This window comes from Bradyrhizobium sp. F1.4.3 (assembly GCF_040548375.1).
In the GTDB taxonomy this organism is placed as follows: Bacteria; Pseudomonadota; Alphaproteobacteria; order Rhizobiales; family Xanthobacteraceae; genus Bradyrhizobium.
Genome location: NZ_JBEPRN010000001.1, coordinates 1,201,622 through 1,227,340 on the forward strand (window position 1 = coordinate 1,201,622; position 25,719 = coordinate 1,227,340).

Genomic DNA, 25,719 nt, shown 5'->3' on the forward strand with positions numbered 1-25,719 from the left:
CGCTCATGCGCTCACCCGGGATGACACACTCGGCCAGGCCAGGCCGAAGCGCCTGACCAGCGCGAGCGCGGCCGCGTCCTGCGCGGCCGGCAACGGCAGACGCGGCGGGCGCGGATTGCCGACGGCAAGGCCCATATGGCCGAGCAACGCCTTGCTGCCGGCAACATAGGCCTGACCACCGACGAATTCGATCACCGGCAGATATTCGAGATAGAGCTCGCGCGCTTCCCTGATCGCGCTTTCATCGGCAACGAGGCTGAAGATGCGCGCCATCTGAGACGGCACCACGTTGGAGGCGACCGCCACCCAGCCTTGCGCGCCTTCGACGAAGGATTCGAAGCCGAGAATGCCGCCGAACACGGTCATCTTGTCGCCGCAGAGGCGAATGATGTCGCGCACGCGCGTCACCTCCAGCGTCGACTCCTTGATATAGAGACAGTTATCGATCTCGGCGATGCGCGCCACGAGCGGCGGCTTGAGATCGACATTGGCGGTCGCCGGATTGTTGTAGACCATGATCGGCAGTGAGATCGCGTCCGCAACCGTCTTGTAATGATGGACGAGCTCGTCGTCGGTCGGCGTCGAATAGAACGGCGGAATGATCATCACGCCGTCCGCGCCCGATTTTTCGGCACGGCGGCTGAGACGCGCCACCTCGCGTGTGTCCTCCGCCCCGGTACCGATCAGCACGGGCACGCGCCCCGCGGCCTGGGTGATGACGACCTCGGCAACCAGCGCCTTCTCGTCATCGTCGAGCGACAGGAATTCGCCGGTCGAGCCGAGCGGGATCAGCCCATGAATACCTTCCGCGATCTGCCAGTCGACGAAGGCGCGCAACGCCGCGACATCGACGTCGCCGGACGGCGTGAACGGGGTGATCATGACGGTGTAGGTGCCGCGAAACGTCTTCATCAGGGAACTGCCGGGTAATCGGGTGAATTCAACGGACGGTGACCGCCTGCGGAATATCCGTAGGATTGATGCAATCGATTGCGTAACTGGCTCCACATTGAGCAACACCATCCATTTTTTGGGCTTGATCCCCGCAAAATTAGCCCATAGCGTTTCTGCAATCGTTTCCAGTCTATCGGCAGGTTTAATGAGCGTCACGCTCAAAGATGTGGCACAGGCGGCCCGCGTTTCGGTCAGCACCGCTTCGCGCGCGCTGACCGGGACGGGCCTGACGAGCGAACGCACGCAGCAGCGCCTGACGCGCATCGCGCGCGAGCTCGGCTATCGGCCCAACCCGATCGCGCGGGGCTTGAAGACTGGGCAGTCGCGGCTCGTCGCGCTTCTGGTTCACAACCTCACCAACGCTTCGTTCCAGGTGATGGCAGAAGTGGTGCAGGCGCGCCTGAAAGCGCTGGGCTATCAGATGCTACTGTGCATCGGCGGCGACGATCAGCAGCAGGAGAGCGACACCCTCACCACGCTGGTCGATCACCGCATCGATGGGTTGATCGTCGTGCCGACGGGCAAGAACGGCCCACAGCTCAAGGCGCTGGCGAAGGACGTCCCGATCGTTTGCCTGGTGCGGCGCGATGACGCAACCGACCTCGAGACCGTGCTCGCCGACGACCCGCAAGGCGCCTATCTCGGCACGCGTCACCTGATCGAGCTCGGCCACAAGCGCATCGGACTGATCGTCGGTCGCCAGGACACCACGTCGGGCCGCGAACGGCTGTCCGGCTATGTCCGCGCGCTGCGCGAGGCCGACATCGCCACTGACAACGCCTTGATTCATGCCGGCCATTTCGTTCCCGAGACCGGTGCGACCTGCTGCCGCAAGCTGCTTGATCTCCCCCGCCCTCCCAGCGCGATCTTCGTCGCCAACCACGAGGCAACGCTCGGCGTGCTGCGCGTGACGGCGGAGCGGAACATCGCCATCCCCAACGATCTCTCGCTGCTCTGCTACGAGGACATGCCGTGGTTCGAATGGCACCGCCCGGCCATCAGCATCGTCGACAACGGCGCGCGCGATCTTGCCAATCTGGCCGTCGACCGGCTGCTGCAGCGCATGGATGCGAAGGGCAACGGCAATGATGGCGTACGCGAGTATCGCGTCGGCGCCCGCCTCGTGCAGCGCGATTCTTGCCGCAGGATCGAAGCTGCGGCCACGGTCAAGGCCAACAAGCCCAAGCCCTCCACCTCCAAATCGTCTGCGGCGAAGTCCGCGAAGGTCTGATCAATGCCCTATGTCGAAGTGCTCGCCCCGCAAGTTCCTTCGCAGCGCAAGGCCGCGCTGGCGAGGTCCGTGACCGACGGCCTGATGTCGGCCTTCGGAGTCGGCGCGGAGACGGTCACACTCTATTTTCTTCCGATCGCTGCCGACGACTACGCCCATGCCGGCGCGCTGGGGGGGCAGGACGCCGGCCAACGCATCCTGCTCAAGGTGCACGCGTTCCGTCGCAGCGAAGCCGAGCGCCGCGCCGCCGCGATCGCCCTGACCCGCGGCGTGTGCAGCGCCTACGGCGTGCCGGGCGACGACGTCGCAGTCTATTTCCTCGATCGCGACAAGAACGAAGTTTCCCACAACGCCAAGCTCGCCAGCGACTGACGGGACCACACGCCATGGACCGCTTCTACAGCCAAGACCAGAAGGCCCTGCGCGAGACCGCCCGACGCTTCGCGCAGACGGAGATCCTGCCGCGCGCGGCTGCAATCGACCGCGAGGACCGCTTCGACCGCGCGCTCTACAAGGGCATGGCCGATCTCGGCCTGTTCGGCATCTGCCTGCGCGAAGGCGCTGGCGGCGCCGGTCTCGATGCGATCGCGGCCTGCATAGCGATGGAAGAACTGGCGCGCTGTTCCGGCGCCGTTGCCAACGCTTTCGCGATCCCCGTCGAGGCGGTGCTGTTCTTCGACCATCACGGCACCGACGCGCACAAGGCGCTCATCCCCAGGATTCTCAGCGGCGACATCATTCCCGCCACCGCCGTCTCTGAGCCCGACCACGGCTCCGACGTCGCGGGCATCCGCACCAATGCGGTGCGCGAGGGCGATGGCTGGAGGCTCAACGGCACCAAGGCCTGGGTCACGCTCGGCGGCGTCGCCGACCGCATCATGGTGTTCGCGCGCACCGGCGCGGACGCGGGCCATCGCGCCATCTCCTGCCTGCTGGTCGATGGCGCCCTGCCCGGCATCGCGCGCGGCAAGAACGAGGAGCTTCTCGGCATGCACGGCCTTGAAGACTGCCAGATCACCTTCTCCGATGTGACCCTGCCAGCCGACAGCCTGATGGGGCCGGAGAACCAGGCCTTCAAGATGGCGATGAGCAACTTCAATTTCAGCCGGCTAATGATGGCTTCGATGGCGCTCGGCATGGCGCAGGCCGCGTTCGAGGACGCCACCGCCTATGCGGGCGACCGCAAGCAGTTCGGCCAGGCAATCATCGGTTTCCAGGCGGTGCAGTTCATGCTCGCTGACATGTCGACGGACATCGCCGCGGCGCGCCTCCTGATTCATCATGCCGCGCGGCTCCATGATGCGGGCGAGCCGATCGCCAAGGAGGCGGCGCAGGCCAAGCTGTTCACGACCGACATGGCGATGAAGCACGTCTCCAATGCGCTCCAGATCCACGGCGGCAACGGCTACTCGCGGGAGTACCGCATCGAGCGGCTGTTCCGCGACGTGCGCCTCGCCCAGATCTACGAAGGCACCAACCAGATCCAGCGGCTCATCATCGCCCGCCAGGTCGAGAAGGAGGCCGCATGATGGGACGCGTGCAGTCATGCTGAGCATCATCACCGCGGCAGAGGCCGCAGGTCTCATCCGCGATGCCGACACACTGATCGTCGGCGGCAATGGCGGCACAGGAGCTGCCGAAGCCATCCTCGACGCGCTGGAGCAGCGGTTCCTCGGCGGAGCGGGGCCGCACGGACTGACGCTGATCAACATCACCGGCGTCGGCGCCGTGACCGAGAAGGGCCTGTGCCATCTCGCCCATGAAGGCCTGATCGCGCGCGTGATCGGCGGCAATTTCGGCCTCCAGGTGCCGTTCATGCGGCTCGTCCGCGACGAGCTGATCGACGCCTATAATTTTCCGCAAGGCGTCATGAGCCAGCTCTGCCGCGCCATGGCAGCGAAACATCCGGGCGTGCTCACCCATGTCGGCCTCAACACCTACATGGACCCGCGCCAGGACGGCGGTCGCATGAACAAGCGCACCACGGCGCCGCTGGTCGACCTGCTCGAGCTGCACGGCCAGTCGTGGCTGCTCTACCGTGTCCCCACCCCGCCTGACGTCGCCATCATCCGCGGCACCTCCGCCGACGAGGACGGCTATATCAGCATGGAGCACGAGGGCACGACGCGCGAGGATCTCTCCATCGCGCAGGCCGTGCACAATGCCGGCGGCACCGTGATCTGCCAGGTCAAGCGCATCGTGAAGCGCGGCTCGATCCATCCGCAGATGGTCAAGATCCCCGGCTTCCTGATCGACCATGTCGTGCTCGAACCCGACCAGATGCAGACCTACGGCACCGCCTACGATCCGGCGCGCTGCGGCGAGACGCGGGTGCCGGTGGCGATGATCACGCCCGATCCGCTGACCGAGCGGCGGGTGATCGCCCGCCGCGCCGCCTTCGAGCTGCGCCCGCGCGACGTCGTCAATCTCGGCGTCGGCATCTCCGCGATGATCCCCAATGTCGCCGCCGAGGAAGGTATCTCCGACCTGATCACGCTGACGGTCGAATCCGGCGTGGTCGGCGGTGTGCCCGGCCATGCGCGCGAATTCGGCACCGCCATCAACCCGCGCGTCATCCTCGACCAGGCCTATCAGTTCGACTTCTACGACGGCGGCGGGCTCTCCTGCGCCTTCCTCTCCTTCGCGGAGGTGGACGAGGCCGGCAACGTCAACGTCACCCGCTTCGGCGAGCGCCGCGACGGCTCCGGCGGCTTCATCGACATCACGCAGAACGCGCGGCGGCTGATCTTCAGCGGCACCATGACCGGCGGCAAGTTCGACATCGGCGTCGAGAACGGCCGCCTCGCGATCCGGCGCGACGGCGCATTTCGCAAATTCGTAGCCCAGGTCGGCCAGATCAGCTTCAGCGCGTCGCTCGCCGCACAGCGCGGCCAGCAGGTGAGCTACGTCACCGAGCGCGCCGTGTTCGAGCTGGAGAACGGCAGCGTGGCCCTGACCGAGATCGCTCCGGGCGTTCGCCTGGAAGAGGACATCCTCGCCCACATGGGCTTCCGGCCGCGCATCAGCCCGCAGCTGAAGGATATGGACGCGCGCATCTTCCGCTCCGGGCCGATGGGGATCGCGCAGAGTTTTAGGGCGCTGCCGGCGCGGCCGCGCAAGGTCGCCTGAGGGATGGGCATGGACGCCAGCACTCCGATCAATCTCCGTTACGAGGACATCGCGCTCGGCGCGGAGTTCGAGACTGCCGCGCATATCGTCACGGAGGCCCACATCGCTGCCTTCGCCCACGTCACACGCGATCATCATCCGCTGCATATCGATACCGCCTATGCGCAGTCGCGCGGCTTTCCCGCCGTGATCGGCCATGGGCTGTTCGGCCTGTCGCTGATGGAGGGGCTGAAATCGGAGCTCAAGCTGTACGAGGAGACCTCGGTCGCCTCGCTCGGCTGGGACGAGGTGCGGTTCAAGGCGCCGATCGTCGCCGGCGACGCCCTGCGCGTCCGCTTCCGCTTCGTCGAGAAGCGGCCGACCAAGAACCCCGAGCGCGGCATCGTCATCGAAACGCTCGACCTTCTCAACCAGCGCGACGAGGTGGTGACGGCGGCCCGCCACACCTCGCTGATCCTGACCCGGCAGGCCGATCGCGACGCGACGGCCACGACATGACGACCATGAGCAAGACGTCGGACCGGACACGGCTCAATTGCCACCCACGATTTGACAGGAGTATTCAGATGCGATTTCCCAAGACCTTCTCCGCCTTCGCTGTTCTGATCGGCCTGTCCCAGGCGGCCGGCGCCCAGACCTGCACCCCGAAGGTGCCGGCCTCGAGCCTGATCGAGGCGCCGAAATGGCAGATGTCGATCAACCCGACGCTGCCGCCGCAGCAATTCGTCGATGACAAGGGCGAGTTGCAGGGCCTCAATGTCGAGCTCGCCCGCGAGATCGCCAAGCGCATCTGCGTCGAGCCGGTGTTCCTGCGCATGGACTTCCCGCCGATGATCCCGGCGCTGCGCTCCGGCCGCTTCGACGCCATCAACACCGGCCTGTTCTGGACCGAGGAGCGCTCCAAGATGCTCTACCTCGTGCCTTACGCGCAGCAGGCGATCAGCATCTACACCGATCCCACTTCCACCCTGAAGCTGGAGAAGTTCGAGGATCTCGCCGGCCGTGTCGTCGGCGTCGAATCGGCGACTTACACGGAGCGCAAGGCGCGCGAGTTCAACACCGAGATGGTTGCCAAGGGCCTCAAGCCGATCGAACTGCGCACCTTCACCACCGTCACCGCGACCTCGGCGGCGCTGCGCGCGGGCCAGCTCGAGGCCGCGCTCAACATCAACGAGACCGCCAACTCGCTCGAGCAGAAGGGCATCGCCAAGATCTGGGTCCGCGACATCGCCGGCACCGACATCACCTTCGCCTTCCGCGACAAGCTGCTCGCGCAAGCTTTCGCCGACGCGCTCACCGCGACCCGCGCCGACGGCACCTACGACAAGCTGTTCGACAAGTTCGGCATGACCAAGCTGAAGGCCACCACTTTCGCCATCCGGGGCGATGGGCCGACGAATTGATCCCGCGCGCCCATACAACGGCAATCATTGGAGTTGTCCGCTCGAAAGTTCAACGGCCTATGCGCTGATTTGAGCAAGCGTTGAATCAACCCGCTTTCTGGAGCGCATTTCTCGATCAAGCCTGCGTCCCGCTCACAACGACTGAAGCCCGATCGACCTGATCACGGGCGCAAGGCTTGCCGATGTGGCGTCGACAATTCGCTGGAATCTGTCAGGGCTCGAATCGATGTCCGGCTCCATGCCCTGAGAGCGATACGTCGCCTGGAGTGCAGGATCAGCCATCGCAGCCCGTGTCGCCTGCGCAATCCGATCTATGATCGCATCATCGGTCATTTTTGGAGCGAACAGGCCGAACCACCCCTCGTATCTGAGATCCGGCATGCCCGATTCAATTGCGGTCGGTATATCAGGCGCGCCGCTCAACCGCCTGTCGGTCGTGACCGCGAGCAGCCGTATCTTGCCGGCCCGGCTCAGTTGCTGCAATTGAACCGACATGACGGCAACGATGAGAGATATTTGGCCGCTGACGAGGTCGTTGGTTGCCTGCGAGATCCCCCGATAAGGAACGTGGACAATGTCCAACGCGCCCGCCTGCTGCTTGAACAATTCGCCGACGAGGTGATTGCCGGTACCGATGCCGGGCGTTCCATAGGACAGCGTGCCGGGATTGACCTTGGCGTAGGCGATCAGGTCTCGCAGATTTGTGGCCGGCACCGATGGATTTATGGCGAAAACCAGCGCGCTGTTGATCAGGCGATAGATCGCCCGGAAATCGCTGATGGAATAAGCGGGATTTGGCGTCGTCAACGGAATGACGACCTGCGTGCTGCCATTTCCCAAAAGCAGCGAATGGCCGTCAGGCTTTTCGCGCGCGATCGCGGTCGTTCCGATCGCGCCGCCTGCACCACCGATGTTCTCGACGAAAGTCGGACCGAGCTGCGATGACATCCTCTCGACCCAGGGACGCCCGATCTGATCACCTGAGCCGCCAGGCCCATACGGGATCACCAGTCGAATGGGACGCGATGGATAATCAGCGGCTCTTCCGCTGCGTGGAATTCCGGCGAGCGTAGCTGCAAACGCAGCCGCATTGATGAATCGTCGCCGCGAGAGGGAGGGCATGTCCTATTCCGAAAGTCGGCAGCTACTGATCAGAGGCGGGACCGGCTCCCAAAGCTCCATTCGCAGCAGTACGCAGCCATCGTCAATGGCTTGCGCGATCGGCGAGACGACCATGGCTGATGAGCAAAGCCGAAATCCCCACCCCGTTTTGGTGCATGCCCCCCTGCGCGGGGCAGACAGCTGCCCGGACCGCGTCGCCTTCGGCCGTCGACTTAAGCCGTTCATCCACAAGCGATATTTCCGCTTGTAAAACGCTGGTCGAAGCAAGCGGAGCGGGGCAGCAGCCGCCCCGCTGCTTTCGTCCAGTTTACTCACCGCCTCGATCTGCTAGACCCAATTCAAACATTTTTGACTCCCTGCCGAGGGGGCGATGGCGCGTGCCAGCCGATAACAGCCAAGACTCGGCCATTTCTTTTGGGCCATTTCGACTGTTTTCCAAGTCCCGACTCTTGGAGAAGGACGGCGCGCAACTTCACGTTGGCGGCCGCGCGCTCGACATCCTGATCTTCCTGGCCGAGCGACCCGGCGAAGTCGTCGACAAGCGAGAGCTGGTCAAACGCGTCTGGGCCAATGTGAACGTGGACGATGGCAGCCTCCGCTTCCACATCGCAGCTCTCCGCAAGGCGCTCGGCGATACCGGCAAGTCGGCCCGCTATGTCGTCAATGTCCCCGGGCGCGGTTATTGCTTCGTCGCGACTCTCACCCAGACTGCACCTGCGATCCAGCCTTCTCCCGTCGACGTCCCCCTCTCCCGCTCGCTTCCTCCTCCGCTCGCCCGAGTGATCGGGCGAGACGACGTCATCGAGAAGATTTCAACCGGGCTCTCGCTGCATCGTTTCGTCACCGTGGTTGGCCCCGGCGGCATCGGCAAGACCGCAGTGGCCGTGACCGTGGGCCACCGCCGGCTTGCCCATTTCGACGGACACGTGTTCTTTGTCGACTTCGGACCGGTGAGGAAACCCGAACTCGCCGCAATCACCATTGCATCGACACTCGGGCTGGCCATCAATGCGGATGATCCGGTCCCGGCCCTGCTGACACATCTCCAGCCGAAATCGACGCTACTGATCTTCGACAGCTGCGAGCACGTTCTGGAAACCCTTGCGCCGCTCGTCGAGCGACTCGTTCGCGAGGCGCCGCGATTGCATGTGCTGGCAACCAGCCGGGAATCCTTTCGCAGCGAAGGCGAACGAATCTTTCGGCTGTTTCCGCTGGATTGTCCGCCCCGGCGCGACGACCTCGCCGTGGCCGACGTCCTCGCCTATCCTGCAGCCCAGCTCTTCGTCGAACGTATCGCGCAGAGCTCCGGCCCATTTCAGCTCAGCGCGGAAGAAGCGCCCCTTGTCGCGGATATCTGCCGGCGCCTCGACGGCATCGCGCTCGCGATCGAACTCGCCGCGGGACGCGTCAATGCCTACGGCATCGCGGGCACGGCCTCCCTTCTCGACAGCCGCTTTTCGCTGCAATGGCGCGGGCGACGCACGGCGATTCCGCGACACCAGACGCTCAGCGCCGCGCTCGACTGGAGCTACGACCTCCTTCCCGCATCGGAGAGCACCATCTTGCGGAGATTATCGGTCTTCGTCGGACCGTTTACGCCAGAAGCGGCTGCCGCAGTCGCCTCCGGCGATGGGCTCAGTGCCTCGGAGACCATGGAGGCGATCGACAATCTCGTCACGAAATCGCTGATCGCGCCGTCCGGCGCACGGACGCTGCGCTATCGCCTGCTGGATACCACACGCACCTACGCACTCGGGAAGCTGAACGAGATCGGCGAGGCGAAGCGAATTGCGCAACGCCATGCCGAATATTTTCGAGACCTGTTCGAGCGCGCTGAAGCCGAGACCTCCGCTCCGCTATCCGACTGGCTTGGCGTCTATGGCGCGGAACTGGACAATCTGCGCGCCGCGCTGGACTGGGCCTTCTCACCCGACGGCGACGCACAGCTGGGCGTTGCGCTGACGGCGGGAGCGGTCACGCTCTGGGTGCGTCTTTCGTTGTTCGCCGAATGTCGCGAGCGCGCCAGAACGGCACTTGCCGCGCCCGGAGACCGCGGCGGCGACCGGGTGCGCATGCAACTCCTCGCGGCACTTGGCTGGTCGCTGATGTACGGAGAAGGACGGGCACGCGAGGCTCGCCCGATCCTCGAGGCCACGCTCGAACTGGCCGATAGACTCGACGACAAGGATTTCCGGCTGCGCGCACTCTGGGGATTGTGCATCGACCAGTTCAACAACGGGGCGTTCGGCAAGGCGCGCGCGCTCGCGGACCGTTTCACGGAGGCCGCCGCGAGTTCATCCGACAAGACCGACCTCATGCTGGCGGACCGGCTCATGGCCGTTGCGCTGCATTATCTCGGAGACCAGAGCGAGGCACGGGTCCACATCGACCGGGTGAACGCCTCGCTGCATGTGCTGGCCGAGAAACCAAAGATCTTCCCGCTCGACTTGCGGATATCAACGCAGTATTTCCGCGCCCGTATCCTGTGGCTCCAGGGTCATGCGGATCAGGCCCTGGCACTCGCCGAACGGAACATCCACGAAGGCCGTGCCAACGGCCACGCGCTGACCTTCTGTAGCGTGCTTGGACAGGCCGCCTGCCCGATCGCCTTCCTGGCCGGGGACTACGATGCCGCCGAACGTTATGGCAACGAGTTGCTCGAACATGCCGAACGCCATGCCATACGGCTTTGGAGTCTGTGGGCGCGGGCTTTCAACGCGCTGGTCATCGCCAAGAGCGCGAACGTCGAGACCGGTCTGCCGCTGCTGCGCGACGAGCTCAATCGCGCCGGCGATGCACGCTTCCTGCCGCGCTTTCTTCCCTTGCTCGGTGAGCTCGCAGCTTGCTTCGGACAGGCCAACCAGGTCCATCACGGCTTCGACACGATCGAAAGTGCGTTGGCGCGCTGCAACGACAGGCAGGAACGCTGGTATCTGCCGGAGCTGCTCCGCATCAAGGGCGAGCTGATGCTGAGAGAGGCACCGCATTCGCAAGCCGCTGAAGCCTGCTTTCACGAAGCCATGGAGCTGGCAACGCAGCAGGGCGCGGACTTCTGGCAGCTGCGATGCGCGATCAGCATCGCGCAGTTCAGGATAGGACGGGACCAGCATGTAGAGGCACTGGCAATTCTGGAGAAGGTATGCGGAGCGCTGACCGAAGGATCCGACATCGCCGACATGCGGATCGCGCACGGCCTGATCGCGCAACTGCGGACCTGACCCAAGCGTCATGCTTCGGTCATGGTTCTCCCCCCGCGCGCTGCAGCTGTCAGTCCAAACCCGCGACGATGCGAACGTCCCGCTCGCAGGCGTTGCCGAGTGCCTTCAACGCCTCGCGATAGGCAGGACTGTCGTGAGCCGCGGCCGCCAGTTCGACGCTGTCGAACTCGGTTACAGTGGCCCGCTGCGCGATCCCCTGCTCATAGGCCTTCGCCGCATTGCCGCGGGCGAGGAAGCGGCCGCCATTGGCGACGATCGCGGGACCAGCTAGCTTTGCATAGGCCGCCAGAGCCTCAGGATCGGAGATGGAGCGATAGAAGGTGATCCAGTATCCCTTCGCCATCGCTAGCCTCCCGCAGCCGCCGCCCGCCGCGGCAGCTTCCAGTTCGGCCGGATGAAGTGACAGGTGTAGCCGTCAGGATAACGCTCGAGATAATCCTGATGCTCCGGCTCGGCTTCCCAGAAATCACCTGCGGGAGCGATCTCGGTTACCACCTTGCCGAGCCATAGATGCGACGCCTCGACATCGGCGATCGTGTCCTCGGCGACTCGCTTCTGCTCGTCCGTCGTGGTGAAGATCGCCGAGCGATAGCTCGTGCCCCGGTCGTTGCCCTGGCGATTGAGCGTGGTGGGGTCGTGGATCTGGAAGAAGAACTCCAGCATCGTTCGGTAGCTCGTCTTCGCGGGATCGAAGATGATCTCGATCGCTTCGGCATGGCCTTCGTGATTGCGGTAGGTGGCGTTCTTCACCTCGCCACCGGTGTAGCCGACGCGGGTTGAAATCACCCCGGGCTGCTTGCGGATGAGATCCTGCATGCCCCAGAAACAACCTCCGGCCAAAACTGCGCGCTCCGTCGTCATGTGATGTCCTCCATTTGATCAGTCGAGACGCCCGCGATCCTACCGCACCCTGTGCGAGCGCGGATCATCATCCGCGTCACGATATTCGAGGCCCAGCGGCCCGATCGCGGAAACCCGCGTCACGTATTTCGCCCGACTTCGCCCAATGAAAATGCCAGGTCTCACCGGGCAGGACAATCAGGCTGCCAGGCGGATAGGCCAGGACTTTGTCGCCATCGAAGGTCTCGCCGAGACCGATGTAGAACACGCCGGACATGACCGTGTAGATGCGGTCCTCCGGATGCTTGTGCGGTATCAGCTTCGTGCCGCCCGGCACCCTCACCCGGACCACGTAAGGTCCGGGTTGGGCAGGATGGCCAACCATCACGGCAAGCCGCGCGCTGGGCGGGAACGCGGGAAACGGCTGCCATGCAATATCTTCAGGCAGGATTGCCCGAAACCTGTCTTCGTCCGGCTGATGCTGGCGAGTCATGGCTTCGCTCCCTTTTTCGGCTAGATCAGCTTGGCGTCGAGCGTGATTTCGGCGTTGAGAACCTTCGAGACCGGGCAGTTCTTCTCCGCCTCACCCGCGATGCGGGCAAAGCCGGCGGCGTCGAGATTCGGCACCTTGGCGCGCAGGGTGAGTGCCGATTTGCTGATCTTGAAGCCCTTGCCTTCGGGCTCGAGCGAGACCGCAGCCTCGGTTGAGAGCTCGGTCGGCGTGAAGCCGGCGAGCTGAAGGCCGAAAGCCAGCGCCATCGTGAAGCAGCCGGCGTGCGCCGCCGCGATCAATTCCTCGGGATTGGTCCCCTTCTCGTTCTCGAAGCGGGTCTTGAAAGAATAGGGCGTCTCGGCGAGCACGCCCGACTCGCTGGACAGATGGCCGGTGCCGTCACGACCAGTGCCCTGCCAAACTGCTTTTGCCTTGCGGATCATTTGATTTCTCCTGGTTTGTTTGCGGGTCGTCCAACTCGACACTGGCGCTCTGCATCGGTGGAAAGCAACCCCGGCGTCACCGCCGATCGCCTTCCAACCGGTCGAGCGGCGCAGCGGTTCCGTCAGGTGCGGATCTGTCCGACGTGGAAGCCAAGCCGGTTCTCGACGTCGCCGGCGCGATGGAAGCCGCGCGCCATCAGCGCCTTGATCCTGGCTTGGCTCGCAGGGCGGCCGAGGGAGGTCATGCGTTCGGGACGATTCCCGGTTGGCACTCCTGATATGCGTCCGAAGGAGGGGACGCGCGTGTGATCGCGCGTCCCCCGCTCGTCTCAGATCGACTGGCGCAGTGGGCGGAATGCGGTGCGCATTTCCGCGCTGAACAGCGCGGGTTGCTCCCAGGCCGCGAAGTGCCCGCCCTTGTCGAGGCGGTTGTAGTGGATCAGCTTGGGATAGGCCTTCTCGGCCCAGCTGCGCGGCGCGGCGTAGATCTCGTCCGGGAAGACGCTGACGGCGACCGGGATCTTCACATGCTTGGGCTCGAAGAACACCAGCCTGTTCTCCCAGTACAGGCGCGCCGAGGAGACCGCGGTGTTGGTGAGCCAGTAGAGCGTGATGTTGTCGATCACATCATCTCGCGAAAGCCCTTCCGTCTTGCCGTCGAACACCCGCGCGATCATCGCGGTGCTGCGCGCATCGTGATCGAGCATCCAGGACGCCAGACCAGCCGGCGAATCCACCAGTCCATAGAGCGTCTGCGGCCGGTTCGACATCTCGATCGCATAGCCGAGGCCATGCTTATAAAAATCGTCGAGTTGGTCGTAGGCGTAGCGCTCGTCGGGCGAGAGGCCGGATGGCCGCGACCCGCCGGGCTGCAGCGCCTTGGCGATGTCGTCGGGAACGGTCGCGGGCATGTTGGTGTGGATGCCGAGCAACTCCGGCGGCGCCAGCAGCGCCATCTGCTCCGTGACGGCATTGCCCCAGTCGCCGCCCTGGGCGACGTAGCGGTTGTAGCCCAGCCGTTTCATGAGCAAGACCCATGCGCGCGCAACGCGCTGCGGATCCCAGCCGAGCGCCGTCGGCTTGCCGGAGAAGCCGTGACCGGGGAGCGAGGGAATCACGAGGTCGAACGCGTCCGCCGCCTTCGCGCCGTGCGCTGTGGGATCGGTGAGCGGGCCGATGATCTTCATCTGCTCGATGATCGAACCGGGCCAGCCATGCGTGACGATCATCGGCAGCGCATTCTCGTGCCCAGAGCGCACATGAATGAAGTGAATGTCGACGCCGTCGATCTCGGTGACGAATTGCGGCAATGCGTTCAATCGTACTTCCATCTTGCGCCAGTCGTAGTCGCTCTGCCAGTAGTGCACGAGTTGCTGGACCGTCGTCAGCTGCACGCCCTGCGACTGATCGGCGACGATCTCGCGATCCGGCCACCTCGTCGCCCTCAAGCGGCGGCGCAGGTCGTCCAGATCTTCCTCGGGCACGCTGACGTGGAACGGGCGGATTGCGCCGCTCGCGGCAGCCTTTGCCGAATGCGGCGGGAACAGGCTCGCCATGCTGGCGGCTACTGCGCCCATTGCAGCCTGGCTCAGCAATTGGCGGCGGTCGGGGTTCAGGATGTCGGCTCGTGCGTGCGTCGTCATTTTGGATCTCCCTGGCTTTGGTCTGCGACGTTGACCGAATTCGAAATCGACAGGTCGGTTCGTCCTGTGAAGACATTGGTTCAGGCACCGGCAATTTGCTCGTTATGGATTGTTAGACTGCGTTAGCCTTTGCGAGTCGCTACGACGGAGATGCGAGAGCAGGGATCAGGAACGATCTTCGCCGACATACGCATACAAAAACGATCCCAGCACGCGATGAGCAAGATCATCGCGCGCTGTGTTGGCATCGAACTAAGTTCGATGAAAATCTTTGCTGCGCGAGAGCTACACGCGCGCTGCGAATGCTGATTCTCGCAGCAGTCCCGCAAACTCAGGATGGCAGCGGCTGGCCGGCCTGCTCGCGCACAATGTAGACGGCGTACCAATCCTGCCAGTTCTCGTCGTGGCCGCCGGTGCGCTTCTCGTGTTCACCATGCGCCGCCGCCGCGCGGCGCAGCGCGCCGGCAAGCTCATCCGGCGACGTAAATGTTGTATCGGTCGCCTCGATGCGGCCGGGCAGCCGGGTGGTGACTTCCTGGAGCAGCCAGCCGTTGCCGTCGGGGTCGTTGAACGAGGAAAATGAGCTGTAGCTGCCGCGTTGCGGGTCAGCACCACTGACCCGGAGACGGCCGAACAGATAGGGCTGATCCGCGCCGGCGTGAACGTCGCCGCCGCCGTGGAAGGGTTCGCTGACCTTGATGCCGCGAGCGACCAGATCCTGTCGCGCCGCCTCCAGATCGGAGACGATCAGATACAGGCCTTGCGCCGAACCGGGCGCTGCGGCCGTGACGTTCTTGCCGAAAATCACCGAACATGCCGAGCCCGGCGGCGTGAACTGGATCACGCGCCAGCCATCGCCCGAGGCGAAGTCGGCATCCAGCCTCCAGCCGAGATTTGCATAAAATGCCTTTGCGCGGTCGGCATCCGACACGGGAATGACGATGACCTCGAGTTTGAGATCAACTCCATGCGAGTTCGCGGACTTTGCGCCGGCTTCGCGGTTCATCTCGGTCATTGTCATGTGGAACTCCCTGATTTGAGGCGCGGGTTCGAGACCGAAGCCCGCTTCTGGCACCATCAATTTCACGCAGACCGGGGGACAATTGCTCGTTATGGGATGTTAGGGCTCGTTAGCGATTGCGAGCCGAGCCGCTCTTCAAGGAGCCCCAAGCGGCATCGCGATCGTCACGCGCGTGCCACCCTGCCCGGCCTCGCCTTGCATGCGAGCGCCGATACTGCGCGCGAGACCTTCCAGGATCCGGCTGCCGGCACCCTGAGGCGGCCTGGTTGCACCGACGCCGTTGTCGACCACCGTGCAGAACCAGCAACCCTCGTGGTTTGCGATATCGATGCGGATCAGTGCACCATTCTTGTTCGGAAAGGCATGCTTTGCTGCATTTGTGACCAATTCCGTCAGCATCAGCGCAAGCCGATGACATTGCCACGCCGGCAGCATGCCGTTCTCGATCGAAGCCTCGCAGCGAACCCCCGCCGGCTCCAGCACCGCCTCGGAGATCGCGCCACAGAGGCTCCCGAAGAAGGCCTCGACAGGGATCGTCGATAGATCGTCGTTGTCAGACAACAGTTGATAGAGCCGGCCAAAGGCGACGATGCGCCGCTCAAGCCGGTCCACCGCAACTGACAAGTCCCCGATTCCGGCCCGCGTGAAGTCGCGGCGGACTGACGCACCCAGGAGCGTCAGGGTGTTCTTCATCCGGTGGTGGGACTCCCGCAACACGAGTTCCCAGTCACGCGACACATCGTCAAGATTGGCGACGAATGGAGATCGAGCGGCCTTGTCGTTCGGCCGAGCGCTGATATTGGGCATCATAGCCTCCCCCGTTGGCAGTAGGGCCTAACTCGAAGGCTACACTGCAGGAGAGCCGCAGCTTACGCTCGTTAGACGTTGCAAGATTCTGTTATGATCGATGGCACGTGATAGTTGCAGTGCGCGGCTGCTGCATCAGCACCCACGCGCTCTGCCGAGTCTTTCCGATTGCCGTATAAGCCGTTCGCGTTTAAACGAAATTTATAGTGTATCGTCCCTGAACTTTTGGCCCGGCCCTGCGTGCGTTGCTCGATTTCGCCGTTTTCGGCCGGTCTACTCAAGACCTCGTTCTGATAGATCAGACAGACAGCAGCACTTTCCTTTCGCTGGAATCATGGCGCGTGCCAGACACTAACGACCAGGACTCAGCCATTTCCTTCGGGGCCTTTCGACTGCTCCCCAAGTCGCGGCTGCTGGAGAAGGATGGCGCTCCGCTCCATCTCGGCGGCCGGGCGCTCGACATCCTCATTTTTCTCGCCGAGCGGGCCGGCGAGGTCGTCGACAAGCGGGAGCTGGTCAAACGGGTCTGGGCCGACGTGAACGTCGACGAAGGCAGCCTGCGCTTCCACATCACAACCCTGCGCAAGGCCCTAGGCGACGCCGGCGAAGGCTCCCGCTATGTCGTCAACGTGCCTGGCCGCGGCTATTGTTTCGCGGCCCCCTTGCTCCGCGCGGCACCTTCGGAGAACCGGCGAGCCGAGCCTGTCTCGTCGCTTCGTTCCCTGCCCGCACCGCTTGCGAGGATGATCGGACGGGACGAGGCCGTCGAGAAAATCTCAGCCGAGCTTTCCCTGCACCGCTTCGTCACAATCGTCGGCCCCGGCGGCATCGGCAAGACGTCGGTCGCGCTGGCCGTGGCGCACGGCCAGCTTGCAAGTTTCGACGGCCAGGTCTGCTTCGTCGATTTCGGTGCGCTGACGGACCCGAGGCTCGTTCCCGGCACGATCGCCGCGGCGCTAGGCCTGACGGTCAATTCCGACGATCCGATGCCGGGGCTGCTCGCGTTCCTGCGCAGCCGGCGGATGCTGCTGGCCTTCGACAGCTGCGAGCACATCCTCGACGAGCTCGCGCCCTTGGCGGAACGCATCGTGCAGGAGGTCCCGGAGCTGCACATTCTCGCCACCAGCCGCGAGTCCTTCCGCACCGAAGGCGAGCGCGTCTACCGGCTGTTTCCGCTCGATTGTCCGCCACAACGCGACGGGCTCAGCATGGCCGATATCCTTGCCTATCCGGCGAGCCAGCTTTTCGTCGAACGGATTGCCGAGAGCCTGAGCGAATTCGAACTGAGCGAAGAGGACGCACCACTCGTCGCCGATATCTGCCGGCGCCTGGACGGGATTGCGCTGGCGATCGAGCTCGCCGCCGGACGGGTCAATGCCTATGGTATCGCCGGAACCGCCTCGCTTCTCGACAGCCGGTTCTCGCTGCTGTGGCGCGGACGCCGCACTGCGATTCCGCGGCACCAGACGCTAAGCGCGGCGCTCAGCTGGAGCTACGACCTGCTTCCGGCAGCCGAGAGCGCGGCTTTGCGCGGTTTGTCGGTGTTCGTCGGGCCATTCACGCTGGAAGCTGCGCTTGCCGTTGCATCATGCCAGGGCATCAGCGAAGCGGAGGCCGTCGAGGCGATCTCGAACCTGCTCTCGAAATCCCTGATCGCGACGTCTCCCGCGGGACGCCGGTTGAGATATCGCCTGCTCGACACGACCCGCGCCTTTGTGGGCGACAAGCTCGCCGAGAGCGGAGAAGCAGTCCGTGTCGCGCGCGCCCACGCCGAATATTTTCGCTACTTCCTGCATGACATTTCCATCAAATCCAACGGCATGCAGAGCGCGGGCGGGTTCCTGCCCTATGCCGATCATCTGCCGAACGTGCGGGCAGCACTGACCTGGAGTTTTTCGGAGAGCGGCGACCGTGCCATCGGCGTGGATCTGGCGGCCTCCGCGGCGCAATTCTTCCTCGAGCTGACATTGTTGACGGAGTGCTACCGTTGGACCCGGCAGGCGCTCGCCTCCGCCGATACGGTCGCGGTCGACAGCCGCAAGGAAATGACGTTGCAGGCAGCCCTCGGCGTCTCCGTGATGTTTACGCAGGGCAATACGGAAGAGGTCCGGTCCGCGTTCACGCGAAGCCTGCAATTGGCCCAAGAGCTCGACGACCTGCACTGGCAGCTCTGGCTGTTGCGCGGATTGCACATCTACCTGACCCGGGTCGGAGATTTTCGCGGGGCGCTCGGCACCGGCGAACAGAGCGAAAGCGTCGCCCGGAAATTGAACGACCCGACCAGCACGCTCAACGTCGAGTGGATGCTGGGCGTGGCGCATCATTTGATCGGCAACCAGGACAAGGCCGTCCAGTTCTGCGAAAGCGCGATGGACCACAACCCGAGCTCGCAGCGGTTGAATATCGGGCATCTCGGCTATGATGACCGCATTGTCGCGCTGGTCGCACTGGCGCGCGGGCTCTGGCTCAGCGGCCGGCCCGATCGTGCAGTCGAGGCGGCCAGATATACCGTGCGGCAGGCCGAGCAGCTCGAGCAACCACTGACGCTCGGAATTTCCCTGATCTGGACCATTTACGTGTTTCTGTGGGTCGGCGACTGGGCCAGCGCCGAAAGCCTGATCGAGCGGCTGATCGACCATGCCGCGCGGCATTTCCTCGGCCCCTATCACGCGGTCGGCATCGGCCAAAAGGGCGAGCTTCTGCTACGCCGCGGGGACACCGCCGGCGGCATCGATCACCTTCGGCGCAGCCAGGCCACTTTGTACGCGACACGGCACCGGATCATGACGACGGTGTTTGCAACGGCGCTCGCGGAGGGTCTGGCGGCCCAGAACCAATCAGACGAGGCCTTGCGCATGATCGATGAAGCCATCGCCCAGATCGGCGATCACGGCGAATCCTTCGACGTGCCGGAGATGCTCAGGGTCAAGGGGGACATTTTGACCCAGTCCGGCAGGGCGGCGGAGGCCGAGGGCTGTCTCCAGCAATCGCTTGCCTTATCGCGCCGGCAATGCGCGCTCGGCTGGGAGCTGCGGGGCGCCATGAGCCTCGCCCGCATCTGGCAGCAGGCCGGGCGGACGGCCGCCGCGCAGTCCCTCCTCGCGCCGCTCGTCGCGCAATATCAGGAAGGCCTCTCGACCCGCGATCTAGTCGCCGCCAAGGGGCTCCTGGGCGCCCTGAATTGAGAGCATCTTCAACGGGATACTGTCCGATCACGCTCTCGCAACTCCTAACAACTTCTAACACGCCAAGCCGCACCCGCCCCGCCATGGTGATAGCAATTCATGGTGGATGCAGCGAGACATGGCACTTCTCGACGATGCGATCGAAGCCAGCGGCGGAATGGCTCGTTGGAACAGTTTGAGCCGGTTCACGCTGCATCTTTCCGTTGGCGGCACGCTTTTTTCCGATGCCGGACATGCCCGCGAATTCAAGGACGTGACCGCGGAGGGATCGACGCGGACACAATCGGTCCGTTTCACCGGGATCACCGGGGGCGAGCAGTCCGGCGGGTTTCAGCCGGACGCGATCACGATTGAAAGCCTGGATGGCCAGGTGTTGCGGACCTGGCGCAACCCCAGCCTCGCCTTCCCCGACACCGGGGCGCATGCGCTGGCGGACGAACTGCATCTGGTGTTCTTCTGCGGCGTCGCGATCTGGAACTATCTCACGACCCCGTTCCTCCTCGCCCATCCCGATGTCGTGGTGGAGGAGCTGCCGCCGTGGCAGGAGAACGCCGAAACCTGGCGGCGTCTTCGCGCGCAGTTCCCGCCAAGCCTCATCACCGTTGCGCCCGAGCAAGTCTTCTATTTCGACGAGAACGCCTTGCAGAGGCGAACCGATCACGATCTCCTGGGCACACATGTCGCGCACCACTCCTGGGCTCACGAGAACTTCGGCGGCATCGTGGTGCCGACCCTTCGGCGTGCACAGACGTTGTGGTCTGACGGAACCGTGCTCGCGAAGCCCGTGCTCATCGACGTCGAGATTTTCGACGCCGTCTTCGAGTAACGGCGCTAACACGCGAAACGCCCGGCAATAACTCTCCGCTCTCATCGTCTAACAATACATAACGAGCTAACCACCCGACTTGGGTGCAGATTGCGTCTCACGAGCGGCGACCAACGTTACGGGCTCGAACGAGACTTACACCGGCGCAGCTCGGCTACGATACCACGCCTCGCATAACGCACGGCAACAGGAGAGATGCATGTCCGACGGAATCAACCGTGATCGCCGCCGCTTCTTCGGCAGCGCTGCCATGACGCTTGCAGCAGCGCAGCTCTCACTGAGCACGATGGCCGCAGCAGAGACGGTCAAGCCGACGAAAGCCGGTGCATCCACCGTCAAACCCGGGACCAACACGTCGTTCGCGTCGCTGAAGCAGATCGACGCCGGTCTGCTCAATGTCGGCTACGCCGAAGCGGGGCCGTCCAGCGGCCCGCCCGTGATCCTGCTGCACGGCTGGCCCTATGACATCTACGCCTTCGTCGACGTCGCACCCATGCTTGCCGCCGCCGGCTATCGCGTGATTGTGCCCTATTTGCGCGGCTACGGCACGACGCGCTTCCTGTCCGACACGACCGTCCGCAACGGGCAGCCCTCGGCAATCGCGACCGACATCATCGCGCTGATGGACGCGCTCAAGATCGAGAAGGCCACGATCGCGGGCTTCGACTGGGGCGCACGGACCGCCAACATCATCGCCGCGCTGTGGCCGGATCGCTGCAAGGCGATGGTCTCGGTAAGCGGCTATCTCATCGGCAGCCAGCAGGCCGGCAAGATGCCGTTGCCGCCGAAGGCCGAGCTCCAGTGGTGGTACCAGTTCTACTTCGCAACCGAGCGCGGTCGTGAAGGCTATGACAAGTACCGGCGGGACTTCTCGAGGCTGATCTGGCAGCTGGCCTCGCCTCAATGGCACTTCGACGACGCTACCTTCGAGCGCAGCGCCAAGGCTTTTGACAATCCGGATCATGTCGCTGTGGTGATCCACAATTATCGCTGGCGTCTTGGCCTCGCCGAGGGCGAAGCGAAATACGACGATGATGAGAAGCGGCTTGCCCAAGCTCCCATCATCGGCGTGCCCACCATCACCATGGAGGGCGACGCCAACGGGGCGCCGCATCCCGAGCCGTCAGCCTATGCAAAGATGTTCTCGGGCAAATATTCGCACCGAACGATCAAGGGTGGCATCGGCCACAATCTGCCGCAGGAAGCGCCCAAGGCGTTTGCCGACGCCGTCATCGACGTGGCCGCCGACGTCTGATCGGACGCAGCGTAACCACCGCGCAGCCGGCGCGAAACGTCGGGCTGCGTGGCTCTCGAACGAGCAGAGTCTAGAATGCGGAAGGGAATCGGGGCGGCTTAGCTTCTGTTCACGCAGGAAATCCGTGGTGATCTTTGGAGGGAAGGTGATGGGGCGTCTGCTTTCAGTCAATGTCGGTTTTCCGCGCGACGCTGCCCCACACGATCGACGTAAGACACTGAAATGTTGAACAAAAAGCAATCCACTGCAGCAGGCCGTCGCACCCAATGCGCGCGCACATAATCTAACAGATCCTAATCACCCCTAACGGGCTTCCAAGCCTGCTCACGCTTATTCTCTCAGCATAGCAAGGTTTGAGTTCAGAACGACCGCGAAGCTCAGAGGGGATGAACGATGTTGACCGAATTGCAGACGAACCATGCCTGGATCGATCTTCCGGCTGCCCCAAGGGATCATGGGCTCTCTCACGCAGCCCAGGCGATCGCACGAGAAGGCGAATGGCGTCAGACGGCTAACAGCTCGGAGGCCGCGATCGAGGACATCACGATCTCGCGATGGGAAGACTCGCGGGGCACCGGCTGCCACGAAGCGACGACGCCCCACGATCGATATTTCGTCGGCATCGCCTTGAAGACCACGCGCGCAAAACTGACCAGGGACCGTCAGATCATTTTCGACGGCACCATGCCGTCAGGTACGTTGTATGTCAGCGCGCCATCGAGGCAGCTGAGCGCCCAGTTCCACGCGCCCTGCGCATTCCTGCACGTCCATATCTCCGCTGATCATTTCCCGACCCGATGGTCGCCGGGTGCGGCCGAAGAACTCGACAACCTCATTCTGCTGCGCGATCCGCTGTCCGCGGGACTCGCCAAGGCGCTTGCTGAGCAGGGCAATGCCGCGGGCCACCAATTTGCCCATTGCATCGGCCAGATCCTGGCGACGCATCTGGCCCGGCCGGAATTGCCGCGCGCCAAGGTCAATGCCCTGCCGAAATGGCGGCTTCGGCGCGTCGAACAACATATCGCCGCTCACTTCGAACGCAGCATCAGCCTGTCCGAGCTCGCCAATATCGCCGGCCTGTCCAGGATGCATTTTGCGGCACAGTTCCGCGCAGCGACCGGATACCGTCCTCGTGAATATCTCCTCAATCATCGGATCGAGCACGCGAAGTTGTTGTTGACGACGACCGAGAGGCCCTTGGCCGAGATCGCGCTTGCAGTCGGCTTCAGCACCCAGGCGCATTTTTCGACCGTCTTCAAACGCATCAGCGGCCAGACGCCGGCGCGGTGGCGCGCGGCCGTCAAGAGCGAACAGCTCAACCTCGACACTCTTCCGCCACGCCGGCCTTCACGCGACACCGACGGCGCGGTGAGTGCGCGCTGCGCAGACGCCCGGTGAACCAATCAACAGCCGCGACAAATGATGAGCTTACGATCGATCTCCTCGTCCAGCCGTCGCAGCTCCAAGTCCGGCGGTGACAATTGAGTGGCCGCCGAAATATCGCTCGGGCGCGGCTGGCGATGACCGACAGGCGCCTGGCGAACCAGATCCGCGTATTTTGTCGAGCCATCGTCATGGCCGGGCGAACCGGTGGCGAGGCCATGGACCGCCCTCGTGATGTCTGCGTCGCCCGCGACACCGGGCGCTGAGCTCAACAGAAGCGAGGCAGCCAGAACACTGAGACCAAGTCGTTTCGACATCATTATTCTCCCTTCGCAGTCGTGTTCGGCCGTTCTCAGATGAACGACCGAATGCGAAGGATAGGAGCAGCGCACTACACGATGACTTCGCGCGCGCGACATCGCGTTACCGGTGAAACGGCGTGATCATGATCCGGCAATCTCGCTAGCGCGCAGACAGGATCTGCCTCAGTCCATCGCTGGCCGACGTCGTTGCAAGACATCGCGACAGTGCCGCGGCCAGTTCGGAAGATATCAGAGGGTGATGAACCATCCCGGTGATTCCGGAAGCGGCCAACACGTGCGCGGCGAGGTCGTGCGTAAAGGGGCTTGCAAGGATGATCGGCAGGCCGGGCATCGCTTTGTGCAGCGATGCGGCAAGATCGATCGAAGAACCGCCGGGCAAGTGACAGACCAGCGCCGCGTCGAAGCGCGCCGGGGACGCTCGACAGGCCGCCTCAGCCCCGGCACGCTCCGTAAAACCGACCGGCTCGTAGCCGAGTGCCGCCAGGATCTCCTCGTGGCGCAGCAGGCGCCTGCGATCGGCTTCGAGCACCAGAATGGTCTCGCCGGCGCCACGAAACGCAAGAGACGGCGCCTGCTGCACCAATACCGGCTCGCTCGAACGGTCGGACGGCAGCCACACGTCGAAGCGTGTCCCAGCACCGGGCGCGCTCCGCACCGCCACGGCACCGCCATGCCGTTCGACAATCTCGCGGACCGTTGCTAGCCCAAGGCCGGTACCATCGACGCGTGTTGTGAAGAACGGCTCAAAGATTTGCTCCAGTGTCGCGTCATCCATCCCGGGTCCGGGGTCGGAAACTGAAATAATGGTGAAGCGGCCAGAACCCAGGTCCTTCCGCCCGATCCGCAATGGATGGATGACTTCGCGCTCGGCAATGCGCAGGTCAATGCAGCCCGGCTCTTCCAATGCCTGTGCGGCGTTGTTGCAAAGGTTGAGAATGACTTGCTGCAATTGCGCCGGCTCGCCCGATACGGTTGCCGTTTCCGCGCTCCGGCTGACCGCGAGCCTTACATGCGACGGCAATGATGCGGCGAGCAGCGCCGCGGTCTCCGCCACCAGCGCCTCGATGCGGATGCGTTCCTGCCTGCCCTGGGCGCGGCGGCCGAAGTTCAAGATCTGCCCCACAAGCTCGCGCGCCCGCTCGCCGGCGCGACGGATTTCCACAAGGCTCGCCGCGGACCGGCTTCCCGGCTTGATGCCGCCGTCTGCCATTTCGACATAGCCGAGGATCGCGCCGACGATGTTGTTGAAGTTGTGGGCGATGCCGCTGGCGAACGTACCGATCGTTTCCATCCGCCGCGCCTGTTGCAGGCTCGCCTGCAGCCTCTCCTTTTCCTGCTCGAGACTTACGCGCCCCACTGCATTGCGGATGGCGTCAAACGCCATCCGAAAGAGCGAAACTTCGGCCCATTGGCTCAGCGCGACGGCCTGCACGGCTTCGAAGCCGAGAACAGCCGCCTGCTGCTGTCCGGACAGAGTCTTGATGCACAACCAGCCACGAAGCCCGGCCTCCTCGAACAAGTTCACCGCTTCGTGGGGATACGACGGCCTCATCTTCGGAATGTAGATGATCGCCTCCTCGCCGCCATCAAATCGCTGGGCCAGATCAAGCGCACGCTCCGGCCAACCCTCGTCAAGGCGAACCCCTTCACGGGACCACCGATAGACGTTACCCGTCGTTGCTGGCCGCCAGGCGAAATAAGCCCGGTCCGCGCCGATGCAGCCCGCAAGCTCCTCGAGCGCGCTCTCGACATGGCTTCGGAGTTCATCACGATGCGAATCGATGAAGCGCATCGAGATATTAGCGATCACGTGCTCGAAGGCAGCACGACGGCGCAGCGCCTTGGCGCGTGCACGCAACAACAGGCCGAAATACACCAGCCCCCCGAGCAACAGCAGCGACGTGAGATACTGCAAAAGACGGTTCTTGCGCGCCGCCGCCCGGGCGGTGAGCTGGCGCTTTATGATCATCGCATGAACCGCATCCTGCTCGCGGTTGCTGGCCTCGGCAACCACCGACTTCAAAATAGCATCGACGGCCGGAAGCAGATCATGCAGCAGCTGCCCGTGCGCAATGACGGCGCGTATCGACGCTGCCTCCTCAGGCGGCGCCTGGAGACGTACAAGTCCGTCGAGCCGCGCCCGTACCTCGTCGGCGGCTGCACTGGATGTATCAAGCGTGAGCTGCAGCATGGCCGCCGCAAGTGCAGAGGCACCCGCCACCAGCGGCTTATCCTCCGACGAGGAAAGACGGGCGCTGAACATGCCAAAATAGGCAAAGGAATTCTGAAGCAGAGCGTTCTGGCTCTTGAACTGCTCGATCAACTCCTCCTGCCGGCGGGCGCGGGCCGCCAGTACGTCGATCGCCGCATTTTCTTCTCGGTCGGAGCCCGCGGCCTCGCGCAACCGGGCCACCGCGGCATCGTAGGCATCTACCATCCGCAC

Annotated in this window: 22 protein-coding genes and 1 pseudogene; 11 read left to right on the top strand and 12 right to left on the bottom strand. The window is 63.9% G+C overall.

Annotated features, from left to right (window positions below):
- Positions 1 to 3: 3 nt before the first annotated feature.
- The gene (locus ABIB73_RS05880) at positions 4 to 915 is read right to left on the bottom strand and encodes a dihydrodipicolinate synthase family protein (protein ID WP_354222578.1); all 912 of its coding nucleotides are present in this window, start codon (positions 913 to 915) and stop codon (positions 4 to 6) included.
- Between the two features lie 184 nt (positions 916 to 1,099).
- On the opposite strand from ABIB73_RS05880, the gene ABIB73_RS05885 reads away from it, so the two are divergent.
- From ABIB73_RS05885 to ABIB73_RS05910, 6 genes are all read left to right on the top strand, one after another.
- A complete protein-coding gene (locus ABIB73_RS05885) occupies positions 1,100 to 2,185 on the top strand; it encodes a LacI family DNA-binding transcriptional regulator (RefSeq protein WP_354222104.1) in 1,086 nt (361 codons plus the stop codon).
- 3 nt (positions 2,186 to 2,188) lie between these two features.
- Positions 2,189 to 2,557 (top strand): tautomerase family protein, encoded by a 369-nt coding sequence (locus ABIB73_RS05890; RefSeq protein WP_354222105.1) that lies wholly within the window; start codon positions 2,189 to 2,191, stop codon positions 2,555 to 2,557.
- A 14-nt stretch (positions 2,558 to 2,571) separates the two neighbouring features.
- Complete coding sequence (locus ABIB73_RS05895; RefSeq protein WP_354222106.1) at positions 2,572 to 3,714, top strand: acyl-CoA dehydrogenase family protein; 1,143 nt, start codon at positions 2,572 to 2,574, stop codon at positions 3,712 to 3,714.
- A 16-nt stretch (positions 3,715 to 3,730) separates the two neighbouring features.
- Positions 3,731 to 5,314 (top strand): acyl CoA:acetate/3-ketoacid CoA transferase, encoded by a 1,584-nt coding sequence (locus ABIB73_RS05900; protein WP_354222107.1) that lies wholly within the window; start codon positions 3,731 to 3,733, stop codon positions 5,312 to 5,314.
- 9 nt (positions 5,315 to 5,323) lie between these two features.
- Positions 5,324 to 5,812, top strand: a complete 489-nt coding sequence (locus ABIB73_RS05905; RefSeq protein ID WP_354222108.1) for a MaoC family dehydratase — start codon at positions 5,324 to 5,326, stop codon at positions 5,810 to 5,812.
- 68 nt (positions 5,813 to 5,880) lie between these two features.
- On the top strand, positions 5,881 to 6,717 hold the full coding sequence (locus tag ABIB73_RS05910) for an ABC transporter substrate-binding protein (protein ID WP_354222109.1): 837 nt from the start codon (positions 5,881 to 5,883) through the stop codon (positions 6,715 to 6,717).
- 132 nt (positions 6,718 to 6,849) lie between these two features.
- Here ABIB73_RS05910 and ABIB73_RS05915 read toward each other — a convergent pair whose 3' ends face one another.
- Entirely contained in the window at positions 6,850 to 7,839 is a 990-nt protein-coding gene (locus tag ABIB73_RS05915; protein ID WP_354222110.1) for a Bug family tripartite tricarboxylate transporter substrate binding protein, read from the bottom strand.
- Positions 7,840 to 8,216: 377 nt separating this feature from the next.
- Here ABIB73_RS05915 and ABIB73_RS05920 point away from each other — a divergent pair, with 377 nt between their 5' ends.
- Positions 8,217 to 11,057, top strand: a complete 2,841-nt coding sequence (locus ABIB73_RS05920) for an ATP-binding protein (protein WP_502918403.1) — start codon at positions 8,217 to 8,219, stop codon at positions 11,055 to 11,057.
- A gap of 49 nt (positions 11,058 to 11,106) precedes the next feature.
- On the opposite strand, the gene ABIB73_RS05925 is transcribed toward ABIB73_RS05920, so the two are convergent.
- The 8 genes and pseudogenes from ABIB73_RS05925 to ABIB73_RS05960 all read right to left on the bottom strand — a co-directional run bounded on the left by ABIB73_RS05925 (position 11,107) and on the right by ABIB73_RS05960 (position 16,304).
- Positions 11,107 to 11,400, bottom strand: coding sequence for a DUF1330 domain-containing protein (locus ABIB73_RS05925; RefSeq protein ID WP_354222112.1), 294 nt, complete (start codon positions 11,398 to 11,400; stop codon positions 11,107 to 11,109).
- A gap of 2 nt (positions 11,401 to 11,402) precedes the next feature.
- Positions 11,403 to 11,918: a peptide-methionine (S)-S-oxide reductase MsrA gene (gene msrA / locus ABIB73_RS05930; protein WP_354222113.1), complete on the bottom strand. Its 516-nt coding sequence runs from the start codon at positions 11,916 to 11,918 to the stop codon at positions 11,403 to 11,405.
- A 76-nt stretch (positions 11,919 to 11,994) separates the two neighbouring features.
- Positions 11,995 to 12,390 carry a cupin domain-containing protein gene (locus tag ABIB73_RS05935; RefSeq protein WP_354222114.1) on the bottom strand — a complete coding sequence of 132 codons (396 nt, stop codon included), beginning with the start codon at positions 12,388 to 12,390 and terminating at the stop codon, positions 11,995 to 11,997.
- A gap of 20 nt (positions 12,391 to 12,410) precedes the next feature.
- Positions 12,411 to 12,833 carry an OsmC family protein gene (locus tag ABIB73_RS05940; RefSeq protein ID WP_354222115.1) on the bottom strand — a complete coding sequence of 141 codons (423 nt, stop codon included), beginning with the start codon at positions 12,831 to 12,833 and terminating at the stop codon, positions 12,411 to 12,413.
- A gap of 122 nt (positions 12,834 to 12,955) precedes the next feature.
- Positions 12,956 to 13,078 (bottom strand): annotated as a pseudogene (locus ABIB73_RS05945) (enoyl-CoA hydratase/isomerase family protein); the annotation flags it as partial.
- Between the two features lie 84 nt (positions 13,079 to 13,162).
- Positions 13,163 to 14,476: an epoxide hydrolase family protein gene (locus tag ABIB73_RS05950; protein ID WP_354222116.1), complete on the bottom strand. Its 1,314-nt coding sequence runs from the start codon at positions 14,474 to 14,476 to the stop codon at positions 13,163 to 13,165.
- A gap of 331 nt (positions 14,477 to 14,807) precedes the next feature.
- Complete coding sequence (locus ABIB73_RS05955; protein ID WP_354222117.1) at positions 14,808 to 15,497, bottom strand: VOC family protein; 690 nt, start codon at positions 15,495 to 15,497, stop codon at positions 14,808 to 14,810.
- A 135-nt stretch (positions 15,498 to 15,632) separates the two neighbouring features.
- Positions 15,633 to 16,304, bottom strand: a complete 672-nt coding sequence (locus ABIB73_RS05960; protein ID WP_354222118.1) for a sensor histidine kinase — start codon at positions 16,302 to 16,304, stop codon at positions 15,633 to 15,635.
- Positions 16,305 to 16,645: 341 nt separating this feature from the next.
- On the opposite strand from ABIB73_RS05960, the gene ABIB73_RS05965 reads away from it, so the two are divergent.
- The 4 genes from ABIB73_RS05965 to ABIB73_RS05980 all read left to right on the top strand — a co-directional run bounded on the left by ABIB73_RS05965 (position 16,646) and on the right by ABIB73_RS05980 (position 22,968).
- Positions 16,646 to 19,489 carry an ATP-binding protein gene (locus ABIB73_RS05965; RefSeq protein ID WP_354222119.1) on the top strand — a complete coding sequence of 948 codons (2,844 nt, stop codon included), beginning with the start codon at positions 16,646 to 16,648 and terminating at the stop codon, positions 19,487 to 19,489.
- A gap of 118 nt (positions 19,490 to 19,607) precedes the next feature.
- Positions 19,608 to 20,315, top strand: coding sequence for a hypothetical protein (locus ABIB73_RS05970; RefSeq protein WP_354222120.1), 708 nt, complete (start codon positions 19,608 to 19,610; stop codon positions 20,313 to 20,315).
- Positions 20,316 to 20,514: 199 nt separating this feature from the next.
- Positions 20,515 to 21,570 carry an alpha/beta fold hydrolase gene (locus ABIB73_RS05975; RefSeq protein WP_354222121.1) on the top strand — a complete coding sequence of 352 codons (1,056 nt, stop codon included), beginning with the start codon at positions 20,515 to 20,517 and terminating at the stop codon, positions 21,568 to 21,570.
- 393 nt (positions 21,571 to 21,963) lie between these two features.
- Complete coding sequence (locus ABIB73_RS05980; protein WP_354222122.1) at positions 21,964 to 22,968, top strand: helix-turn-helix domain-containing protein; 1,005 nt, start codon at positions 21,964 to 21,966, stop codon at positions 22,966 to 22,968.
- 5 nt (positions 22,969 to 22,973) lie between these two features.
- On the opposite strand, the gene ABIB73_RS05985 is transcribed toward ABIB73_RS05980, so the two are convergent.
- Together ABIB73_RS05985 and ABIB73_RS05990 are read right to left on the bottom strand one after the other, a co-directional pair.
- Positions 22,974 to 23,270, bottom strand: a complete 297-nt coding sequence (locus ABIB73_RS05985) for a hypothetical protein (RefSeq protein ID WP_354222123.1) — start codon at positions 23,268 to 23,270, stop codon at positions 22,974 to 22,976.
- A gap of 145 nt (positions 23,271 to 23,415) precedes the next feature.
- Positions 23,416 to 25,713 (bottom strand): two-component system VirA-like sensor kinase, encoded by a 2,298-nt coding sequence (locus ABIB73_RS05990; RefSeq protein ID WP_354222124.1) that lies wholly within the window; start codon positions 25,711 to 25,713, stop codon positions 23,416 to 23,418.
- Positions 25,714 to 25,719: the final 6 nt, after the last annotated feature.